Genomic DNA, 11,193 nt, shown 5'->3' with positions numbered 1-11,193 from the left:
TTGAAGGTGAAAAATTTTCGCCATCGGTACAAAATAAGCAAGCCACCCAGCTCGTTTCATCGCAAAGGCCCAATCTGTTTCTTCCAGAAAGAAAAAAAACCGCTCGTCAAGCAAGCCAACTTGATCCATAGCCTGTTTCCGCACCATAAGACAGGCCCCGATACAAGACTCAACCTCTACAGGTTCCGAATATTCCTGGCGCTTGCTGGGAAATTGTTTTGGTAACAGCAACCGCAAAAGAGTTTCATTACAAAAAAACGAGGCGAGGTTGGGAAAATTAGCGATAGAGTTCTGCTTTGAGCCATCGGCATTAAGTAATTGACCACACGCCAAACCGACAGCACGATTTTGTTCCATAAAACGAAACAGTCGTTCAACCGCACCAGCAGTCAGCACCGCGTCCGTGTTCAGGAGCAAAGCATAATTACCACGTATTATCCGTAAAGCCAGATTGTTGGCCTTAGCAAAACCAAGGTTTTCAGTGTTCTGGATGACAGTAACCCCAGGATAAAACTCTCGTACCGCCTTTACACTATCATCGGTTGAGGCATTATCGACCACGAACACTTCAAAAGCAAGTTCATGAATGGTGGCGTAGACGGAAGACAAGCAATCTAAGAGAAGTTGGCGAGTATTCCAGTTAACAATGACAATGGAAACATCCATAGTTTAGTGTCCAGCCCCCAACACTGTCCGGACAGCAGCCAGTACTTGATCTACCCCCAATTTGTCCATACACTCGTGATTATATGAGCATTTTTTTTTCAAGCAGGGGCTGCATCCTAACTCTACCCGCAAAACATGATGATCATCACCCCATGGACCTGTGCGCCACGGGGCGGTTGGGCCAAAAAGAGCAACGACCGGAAGGCCAACTGCTGCGGCAATGTGCATTGGACCGGTATCTGTAGTGATCAACAAAGCTGCCCTTTCATAAAGGGCGGCCAATGTTTTGAGACTGGTCTTACCTGCCAAGTTGATCCCTTGACTATGCATAGATTTCATAATTTCGCTTATACCGAATACATCATCTGGCCCGCCCGTAAATACCACAGTTACACCAAGTGTCTGTAAATAATCAGAAACCTGAGCAAATCGATCGCTATACCAATGCTTTGTCGGCCAGGTCGTCATGGGATTAATAATGACTAGTGGCTGCGCCACATCAACACTATTTTCCTTGAGCAAAACTTCCAGCTGATGGCGATGCTCGTCTCCCACAGGGAAATGAAAAACTATATCTTTACATTGTAAACCAATGCCCTCAAGAAGAAGAAGTTCCCTCTTTAAGGCATGTTGATTCATATCTACCGGAGGAATAGGTTCATTTAAGAAAAACCAACTTCCTTCTGCGTGCTCCATCCCTTTTCCGAAACCGACCTTTCGTTTTGCCCTGGCCAAAGAAACAAAAATTCCACTTTTCAACAATCCTTGGAAATCAATAAGTAAATCGTATTCAGTAGACCTCAATTCCCTTATAAATTCTCGAAAACCTAGCCACGCGGCTACCAACCGACCGGACCTCAAAAGCTTTAACCACTTCTTTCGAGGAGAAATAAGCACCCTGGTTAAGGCACAACTCCCTAATACAGCCTCAGATGCCGCCTCTTCCACTAACCAATCGATACGGGCTTCAGGGTAGTGCAGACGCAAACAATTAAGAGCTGGCAAGGTATGAATAACATCTCCAATGGCGCTTGTTTTAACAATGAGGATATTCAATCATTCATCCTCTGAAGAGCGACCACCACGATACCCTTTTCGTTTTCCCTGCCGCATCTCCCAAAGTTTGAGATATTTAAACAAGGTATTGGTTGCATTGGTCATTGCTTGAACTAGGCCATGAGCCCCATCAAGTACTCCTAAACGAAATACGTAATTACCCCAAAAAGCCCAAACCATATGGCTTATCGCTATCCCAACCGAGGCTCTTGATCCTTTTTTGCAAAGTTCCTCTGCTCCAGCTGAAGAATAACTATTTATCTTCTCCAATGTTTGGGTAAGGTTACGATTGGTAAAATGAAGCAACGGGGATTGAAGCGCTGTTATTACTCCATCAACTATCAAAGACTCATGCACCAAACGATCGGACATGCGAGCCGAATCGCGTTTGAATAAACGAACTACCCTGTCTGGCCACCATCCACCATACCTGAGCCACTTCCCACAAAAAATATTTTTCCTTGGTATGCTGTATGCGGCAAACAAGTTTTGTTTTGTGATTATATCTTTAATTTCCTGTGCCAATTCAGTGGTTACGCGCTCATCTGCATCAAGAACTAATACCCAAGGTTCATTACAGCGATCAATGGCCAATTGCTTTTGCCGACCATATCCCTGCCAAGACTCAACAAAAACTATCGCACCATATTTATTGGCAATTTCTACCGTTTTATCGGTACTTCCGCAATCAACAACAATTACCTCAGAGGCAAAAGAAACACTTGCCAAACATTCCGGCAGCAGCTCCTCCTCATTCTTGGTAATAATAGCAATAGATACAGGTAAGGGGCTTATAGACATCGCCCTATTTATTAAATTCATGGCTGAGGAAAATCCAAGGTCTTAACAGTGATGCAGCAAGTTATCTGACGGTTAATCTCTATTTTTCCGCCACAAAAACAAAATACTCGGGTTCTCTATTAGCTAAAATCGGAGTTACCACTGGTGATGAATGTTTCGATGGCTTAAAAAGCCGTTTGAAATGTTTCTCAAGGAAGGGAGAATGGAAATAAAACTGATGCCGTTGTCCATATTGCTTAATTGATTTAAAACCACAAAATTCGAGCATTAAATAGAACTCTTCTCTTTTAAATTCCCTAAAATGAAACTCAAAAGATGGTCTCGCTAACAATTGCAGATATGGGTCTGTAATTTTACGGTTGGGTGAAGAAATTATTAGATGTCCACCAACCCTCAACGATTCATATAACGACTTGATAACTCCAGAATAATTTTCGACATGTTCAATCGTTTCAAAAGAAACAACAATATCGAATTGTCCTTCATTGATCGATTTTGTTGCATCTTTTTGTTTGAATTTAAGATTAGGATTGTTGTAATTATTTTGTGCGAAAACAATATTCTCCTGCATTATGTCACACCCCAAAACGTAGGATGCGCCGCTTCTAGCCATAATTTCTGAACCATAGCCTACTCCGCAGGCTATATCTAAAACCATTTTCCCACGCACAAACCCTGACGCGAAAGTGTAGCGCTCAAGATGCTCTTCTTCGCATATTTTTGAGGAAAATCCCGGTATATGAAATGCCTCTTTCTTGTTGATTATCATATATGATCTTATTAATTCCTCAAACCGTGGTTAGTTAATTTTTGGATGAGATAATAGCAGAAACAGCCCCCTCAACATCATCTACATTAATCGCAGTCATACACTCAAAATTAAAGGGGCAATGAGTCTTAAAACAAGGACTGCATGACAGTGATTTTGAAACCACCACCGCACGCTCTGAAAATGGTCCTGTCGCCACAGCATCGGTCGAGCCAAAGATAGCCACCAGCGGTGTGTTTTGGGCCGCTGCCACATGCATCAAACCGGAGTCATTGGTTATGAAGGCATCACATTTCCCAATAAGGGCCATGGCGCGAGAAAGAGATGTTTTTCCTGTAAGATCGATCACTTGATCCCCAGCTATTGCAGAAATTGTCTCGGCTGCCTTGTTGTCTGCGGCTGTCCCAAAGACATACGCCGTGCCGCCAAATTGAGTTAACAATCTGCGGGCCACCTCACCATATCGCTCGACAGGCCAACACTTAGCCGGTCCATAGGCTGCGCCAGGATTAAGACCGAAAATAGGACCAGGATTCATCCCTACATACTCTTCCGCCCACTGGGTATCTTCTTCCGAGAGCCACAGTTTGAGCTTACTTTCAGCACAATCCAGACCAAGACAGGCAAGAAGATACTGATAATAATACACTTGGTGCCGGCTTCTAATCTCTTGTGTAATAAGCACAGAGTGAGTCAGCAATAATCCCCTGGCGTCTCTATTAAAGCCGGCAATGACAGGTATTCCGGCCAAACGAGTCAGGAGTGCCGCCTCAAAAGCATTCTGAAGCAAAATGGCAAGATCAAAACGTTCCTTAGCTAACTCTTGGGACAACTTCCACATCCCAACTAAACCAGCATGCTTCCCTTTTTTATGATAAATAATGACCTTGTCAACATTGGGATTTGCTGAAAAAATATCCGCAACCCAAGGATGGGCCAATACGTTAATTGTCGCTGTCGGGAAATTTTTGCGGATTGACTGGATCGCAGGCAAGGTCATAATAGCATCGCCTATCCAGTTGGTGGAGCGGATCAGGATTGATATGTTACGTCCAGAAAAAAGGGCAGGTAAATTTGAAGATTGCTTCTTCTGAGTGATAGAAGAAGAGTTACTAGAAAAAGAGAGTGAATTATTATAAGACATTAAAAATATAAGACTTTACTAAGCGTTAGCGTACATCGATAAAACAACTTCTTCTTTCTGATCCCGATGCAGTAAGGAGTAAACAGCCTCTTGACATTTTTTCCCCTCATATAATACCTGATAGACTTGCTCCAAAATTGGCATATCCACGCACATTTTTTTGGCCAAGTTCCAGGCAGATCGTGTTGTTTTTACCCCTTCAGCCACCATCCGCATCTCTTGTTGAATTTCCTCAATCGTCATCCCCTGGCCAAGCTTTAAACCTACAGAACGATTTCTGGACAAATCGCCTGTGCAGGTCAAAACCAAGTCGCCGAGACCTGCCAATCCAGCCATGGTCAGTGGATTTGCTCCCATGGTCACGGCGAGCCGTGTGATTTCAGCAAGCCCCCTGGTAATCAGAGCGGCCCTGGTGTTAGTGCCATATCCAAGGCCATCACAGATGCCCGCAGCGATAGCCACAATATTTTTCAGAGGACCACCAAGCTCAACACCAATAACATCGGTGGTGGTATAAACCCTGAAGGTTTCGGCAAAGAAAATTTTCTGAACTTGAGAGGCAACTCTATTTTCTGTTGCTGCGACTGTAACGGCAGTCGGTTTCTCTGCCGCTACTTCCTTGGCAAAACTTGGTCCGCTTAACACAGCATATGATCCAGACAAAAATTCCTCTTTCATGATTTGAGTCATGGTCATTAGGCTATCATTCTCTATCCCCTTTGTTGCAGAAACAACGATCATTCCAGGATTTAAATACTGTTTAACATTAATAAATACAGTCCGATAAACATGGGATGGCACCACCATAACCACCAAAGAAACTCCAGTGCAGGAACGCTTAAGATCAGATGTTATTGAGATGCTCTCCGGTAAGGAAAAACCAGGGAGATACGCCTTATTTTCTCGCTGCGCAACCATCTGCTCTACATGTTCTTGACGATGGGCCCACAGCGTAACATCATGTCCATTGCGGGCAAGAAGAAGGGCTAGCGCTGTTCCCCAACTTCCCGCTCCGATAACGACGACCTTTTCTTTCATATACTTAGGGTGTTGTGAAGGGAGATGCTCAGTTTTTTATCGTTAATCAATTGTCACCTTCTTCATCCTCGCTACCTTCTTTAACTTCATCAATTTCTCCAACTTCACTTTCCTCTTCGTCGTCAACCTGGGAGTCTGATTCAGCCACCATATCCATGGCCACTACATTTTCTCCTGGCGCCAGATTGATCATCCGTACCCCTTGGGTATTACGTCCAATTACCCGCATCTGCTCCATGGTAATCCTGATGATTTTGCCACCGTCAGTTATCATCATGATCTCATCATTATCTCTTACCTGCATCGCCCCGATTACATTACCATTTCTTTCGCTGGTCTTAATGGCGAAAACACCTTTGCTTCCACGTTTTCTGGTCGGGTACTCATCGGCTGAACTGCGTTTTCCATAGCCGTTTTCTGTTACCGTCAGGATTGAGGAGTCAGATGAAATAACCACCACCCCTACCACAATATTTTCATCCTCAAGATTAATCCCTCGCACACCGCTGGCAGTCCTTCCCATAGGCCGGACATCCTTCTCGTTAAAGCGTGCCGCTTTACCGTCTCGAGATACCAGGAGTATATCATCGTTGCCACTAGTAAGCGCGGCAGAAATAATTTCATCATCTTCACGGATAGTAAGGGCAATCTTACCACGTTTGATCGGTCGATTAAACTCACTAAGCGGTGTCTTTTTTACGATGCCACGCTTTGTTACCATCATAATATAACACTCGCCGGCATCACAATCAAAAGACTTTACCGGCAGAATTGCGGCTACCTTTTCTTCCTCGGACAATTCGAGGAAATTAACGATTGCCTTACCCCTGGCGGTACGACTGGCCTGTGGTATCTGATAAACCTTACGCCAGAACACCTTGCCGTGATTGGTAAAGAAAAGAAACGTATCATGAGTGGATGGCAGAAACATATGACAGATAAAATCTTCTTCGTTGGTGGACGAACCAGCGATTCCCTTGCCACCACGTCTCTGGGCTCGATACATCTCCACCGGATTACGTTTGATATATCCCTTATGAGAGACGGTAACCACCATATCTTCCTGAATAATCAAATCCTCAGGGAGTATTTCATCCGGCGCTTCAATGATCTCAGTCCGCCGATCGTCTCCGTACTGTTCCTTGATCTCCATAAACTCATTACGGATAATCGATTTCACCAAGGTTTCATCACTGATGATCTGTTTATAGTACCGAATTTTTTCAAGAAGTTCGTTATATTCATCAATGATTTTATCGCGCTCCAACCCGGTTAACCGCTGCAGGCGCATCTCAAGAATTGATTTTGCCTGAATTTCAGAAAGGCCAAATCGTGCAATAAGGGCGGCGCTTGCCTCGCTTGGATTAGGAGATTTTTTAATTATTTCTACTGTTTCATCAAGGTTAGTGATAGCTATTTTCAAACCCTCAAGAATATGCGCTCGTTCCTCGGCTTTTTTTAAGTCATAGGCGGTACGACGATAGACGATGGTTTTCCGATGCAGAATGAAATACTCAAGCATCTGCTTGAGATTCAATATTTCCGGCTTATTATTAACGATACTCAACATGATAATCCCGTAACTTCTCTGCATCGGGGTCATCTGATAGAGTTGGTTTAAGACCACGTCGGTAATTTCGTCTTTTTTAAGCTCCAGGACAATACGCATCCCTTGGCGATCCGACTCGTCACGCACTGCCGAAATCGATTCAATCCTCTTTTCTTTGATTAAAATTGCTATTTTTTCAACCAGCGTCGCCTTATTCTGCTGATATGGAATTTCATCGATGATAATTGCTTCGCGGCTCGACTTGTCCTGTTTTTCAATGTGGGTCTTAGAACGCAGGATGATTGAACCTCGACCTGTCTCATACGCTTCGCGAATTCCTGATCTCCCGCAGATAAAGGCCCCTGTGGGGAAATCAGGGCCAGTGATGATTTCCATCAGTTCCCTGATCGAAATATCCGGGTTATCGATCAAGGCGATCAAACCGTCCATGACCTCTGTCAGATTGTGGGGTGGTATATTGGTGGCCATTCCCACGGCAATACCAGACGATCCGTTAACCAAAAGATTCGGTACCTTAGTCGGGAAGACAACCGGCTCACTCAAGCTGTTGTCGTAATTAGGAACAAAATCAACAGTTTCTTTCTCCAAGTCGCTGATAATTTCCTGATCTAATTTGGTCATCCGCGCTTCGGTGTAACGCATGGCTGCAGGAGAGTCACCGTCAACTGACCCAAAGTTGCCTTGTCCATCCACCAGCGGATAACGCAAAGAAAAACTCTGGGCCATGCGCACGATAGTGTCATAGGCGGCTGTATCACCATGGGGGTGATATTTACCGATCACATCACCGACAATACGGGCAGATTTAAGGTACGGTCGGTTGTGATAGTTGTTCAACTCCCGCATGGCAAACAATGCCCGCCGATGAACCGGCTTTAAGCCGTCCCTGACGTCGGGAAGAGCCCTACCTATGATAACGCTCATAGCGTAGTCAAGATAAGACTTTTTCATTTCACTCTCGATAGAGATGGTGTTTTTTAGCTGATTGTTGTTTTGATCTTCCACGCGTATTTCCTATGGCTGTTACGACAGAACACTATGTCCAAAGGAGGTATTACATATGCCCCCTTATTTATATTTACGGTTTACGATTGACAGTTATAAGTTAGGATGAAATACCATGATTTTTTTAACCGTAAACCGCTAATCTAAGCAGTTACATCTATTAAATATCTAACGCACTCACTTCCAGCGCGTGATTCTGGATGAACTCTCGACGAGGTTCAACTTTATCACCCATTAAGGTAGTAAACATATCATCGGCCTTGATGACATCATTAATGGTAACCTGGAGAAGACACCTTTTTTCCGGATTCATCGTAGTTTCCCACAGCTGCTCCGGGTTCATTTCTCCAAGACCTTTATAACGCTGAAGAGTGCTTCCTTTGAAGGTCTCACTCTTTACCGTCTCGATCAGTTGTTGCCAATCGGAGACAGGGATATTTTTTTCACCAATGATGAGAGTAAAAGCGCTGTTGATAAAATCCTTAATAACAGGATAGAGATTAAGGCATTGTCGGTACTCGTTGATTAAAGGGATTTGAGGACCAACAGTCACCACCATATGAGCCTTATCCTTAACCGCTGCATCAAACTCATAACAACTTGGTTTCCAACGACAGTTTCTTACTTGAGTGACATTCATATTATTTACTTTGACGCCATCTCTCAGAGCCATAACAAAAGCTTCATCTTCGAATTGGTCTGCAGAGTGCACATCACTTGCTAAGAGTAAATTGTTGAGATCAAGTCCTATATTTATCCGGGCAAGATAGTCGACTAATTTTTGATACCCGGAAAGTTTCTGCATCAACTTAAGCAATTTATCCTGTGCAATGATGTCGCCATTTTCCAAAGTTACCGTCATTATTGAACCTGCCTGGTCAAAGAGGTAACGGTTAAGACTAGGTTCATCGTTAAAATATTGTTCCTTTTTTCCACGGCCTAAACGAAAGAGCGGCGGTTGACCTATATAAACATGGCCATTTTCTATCAGCGGCAACATCTGGCGATAAAAAAAGGTAAGCAGTAGTGTGCGTATATGAGCCCCGTCCACATCAGCGTCAGTCATAATAATGATCTTATGATACCGTAATTTGTCCACATCAAACTCATCTGTACCTATTCCGGTACCAAGCGCTGCTATAATGTGTTTTATCTCTTCACTACTTAATACTTTGTCAAATCGGGCTTTTTCAACATTCATTATCTTTCCACGTAGAGGGAGAATAGCCTGAATTGAACGATCTCTCCCCTGCTTAGCGCTACCGCCCGCCGAATCACCCTCAACAATAAATATTTCGCGCAGGGCCGGGTCTTTTACCTGGCACTCGGCAAGTTTTCCAGCCATCAAAAGATCAAGTCCCGATCCCTTTTTCCGGGACAACTCCTTGGCCTTTCTAGCTGCCTCACGGGCCCGTAGGGCATCAATGGCTTTGGTTAAAATCTTCTTAGCCACCATGGGATGTTCTTCAAGATAAGCCGATAACTTATCGTTGCAAATTGATTCTACAAGTGTCTTAACTTCCGAGTCACCAAGCTTGGTCTTGGTTTGACCTTCAAACTGAGGGTTAGGAACCCGCACCGAAATAACGCAGGTAATACCCTCACGCACGTCATCCCCACCAAGTTTTGCCTTCATATTTTTCGGCACAATATCATCACTGGCGTATCTATTAATACATTTGGTCAGTGCCCCACGAAAGCCAGCAACATGAGTTCCACCTTCTTTGGTATTGATATTATTAACAAAAGAAAAAAGTCGTTCTGAGTAACCATCAAAATATTGAAAACATGCCTCAACTTGAACATCATCGCGTTCCCCGGCAAGCATGATCGGTTCAGGATGAATGGTATTTCGATTACGATTCAGATATTCGACATATGACTCTATTCCGCCTTCGAAGTGAAATTCGTCACTGGCCCCAGTTATCTCATCTTTCAAGATGATTTTGACGTTCTTATTGAGATATGCCATCTCTTTAAGACGATTTTGAATAATTTCGTATTTGAACTCTGTGGTTTCAGTAAAAATTTCATGATCCGGCATAAAGGTTATCATGGTTCCGGTGAGCGCTGTTTCACCTACAACCTCTACATCACAGGTCTTTATTCCACGTTCGTATCGCTGTCTGAAAATTTTTCCTTCTCTTTTTACTTCAGCAATGGCCCAAGAGCTTAAGGCATTCACCACCGACACACCAACACCATGAAGACCACCTGAAACTTTATAGGTCGAATGGTCGAATTTGCCACCGGCATGAAGAGTACACATCACTAGTTCCAATGCTGATACTCCTTCGGTGTGCATACCTGTGGGGATACCTCTGCCATTATCCTCGACACTGATGGATCCATCCTGATGAAACTTTACTTTTATCTTGCTGCAGTGCCCAGCCAAAGCCTCGTCAATACTGTTATCCACCACCTCATAAATAAGATGATGCAAACCTTCCTCTCCAGTATTACCTATATACATGGAAGGACGTTTTCTAACCCCTTCAAGGCCAACAAGAACTTTAATATTATCTGCGCCGTATGCGTTTACTTGATCACTCACTCGGTATATCCCTCTTCTCGTGAATTATTGATTCACTAATGTGAATCTTAAAACGTAATTATTCAGGATGATGCTTTACAAAGTAATTTTCTGCTAACAAAGAGAATAACTTATTTATAATCCTGAATATTTTTTATAGATTTTATATTTTTAATAAAGTGGCGCTAAACTATTTTCAGCTTTTTTAACAACAGTAGCAAGGCTTGTCTTTATACTGTTCCCTGAGCGGAGCCGAAGGGAACAAGGTATTGAAGATGAATTTTTGTTCATTTTCTTCGGAAGATTTAGTTGAAAATAGTTAAGGGAGTTTATTATTAAAAGTGAATTTTAACTATTTGGTCGAGAGGTCATATTTTCATTGGCATAATAATAGTCATAAAACCAGGATCATCATCACCTTCAATTAAACAAGGGCTTTTCTCACTATTAATATAGGCTTTTACTTTATTGCTATTCATTACCTGAATAGCTTCAACAAAATATTTACCGTTGAATCCAAGATTCATTTCAGTGCCACTATAATTAATAGCTAATTCTTCTTTTGCATTTCCTATATCTATATTTTGTGAATTTAAAGTGAGTTTTCCATC

At 43.0% G+C, this 11,193-nt stretch carries 9 protein-coding genes; all 9 read right to left on the bottom strand.

Annotated elements, in window-relative coordinates; all coding sequences use genetic code 11:
- On the bottom strand, positions 1 to 666 hold a 666-nt coding region (locus tag FP815_01125; protein MBA3013542.1), incomplete at its 3' end, for a glycosyltransferase family 2 protein.
- Between the two features lie 3 nt (positions 667 to 669).
- Entirely contained in the window at positions 670 to 1,722 is a 1,053-nt protein-coding gene (locus FP815_01120) for a glycosyltransferase family 9 protein (GenBank protein MBA3013541.1), read from the bottom strand.
- Positions 1,723 to 2,544, bottom strand: coding sequence for a glycosyltransferase family 2 protein (locus tag FP815_01115; GenBank protein MBA3013540.1), 822 nt, complete (start codon positions 2,542 to 2,544; stop codon positions 1,723 to 1,725). It lies immediately after the preceding gene.
- A 58-nt stretch (positions 2,545 to 2,602) separates the two neighbouring features.
- A complete protein-coding gene (locus FP815_01110; GenBank protein MBA3013539.1) occupies positions 2,603 to 3,292 on the bottom strand; it encodes a methyltransferase domain-containing protein in 690 nt (229 codons plus the stop codon).
- Positions 3,293 to 3,326: 34 nt separating this feature from the next.
- Entirely contained in the window at positions 3,327 to 4,436 is a 1,110-nt protein-coding gene (gene waaF / locus FP815_01105) for a lipopolysaccharide heptosyltransferase II (protein ID MBA3013538.1), read from the bottom strand.
- An 18-nt stretch (positions 4,437 to 4,454) separates the two neighbouring features.
- Positions 4,455 to 5,474, bottom strand: a complete 1,020-nt coding sequence (locus FP815_01100; protein MBA3013537.1) for an NAD(P)H-dependent glycerol-3-phosphate dehydrogenase — start codon at positions 5,472 to 5,474, stop codon at positions 4,455 to 4,457.
- Between the two features lie 46 nt (positions 5,475 to 5,520).
- On the bottom strand, positions 5,521 to 8,055 hold the full coding sequence (gene gyrA, locus FP815_01095; GenBank protein ID MBA3013536.1) for a DNA gyrase subunit A: 2,535 nt from the start codon (positions 8,053 to 8,055) through the stop codon (positions 5,521 to 5,523).
- Positions 8,056 to 8,209: 154 nt separating this feature from the next.
- On the bottom strand, positions 8,210 to 10,603 hold the full coding sequence (gene gyrB, locus FP815_01090; protein ID MBA3013535.1) for a DNA topoisomerase (ATP-hydrolyzing) subunit B: 2,394 nt from the start codon (positions 10,601 to 10,603) through the stop codon (positions 8,210 to 8,212).
- 347 nt (positions 10,604 to 10,950) lie between these two features.
- The coding region (locus FP815_01085) for a DNA polymerase III subunit beta (GenBank protein ID MBA3013534.1) at positions 10,951 to 11,193 on the bottom strand (243 nt) is incomplete at its 5' end.

The organism is Desulfobulbaceae bacterium (assembly GCA_013792005.1).
Taxonomy (GTDB): Bacteria; Desulfobacterota; Desulfobulbia; order Desulfobulbales; family VMSU01; genus VMSU01.
The sequence above is the reverse complement of the archived record's forward strand: the minus strand, read 5'-3'. Positions and strand labels throughout refer to the sequence as shown.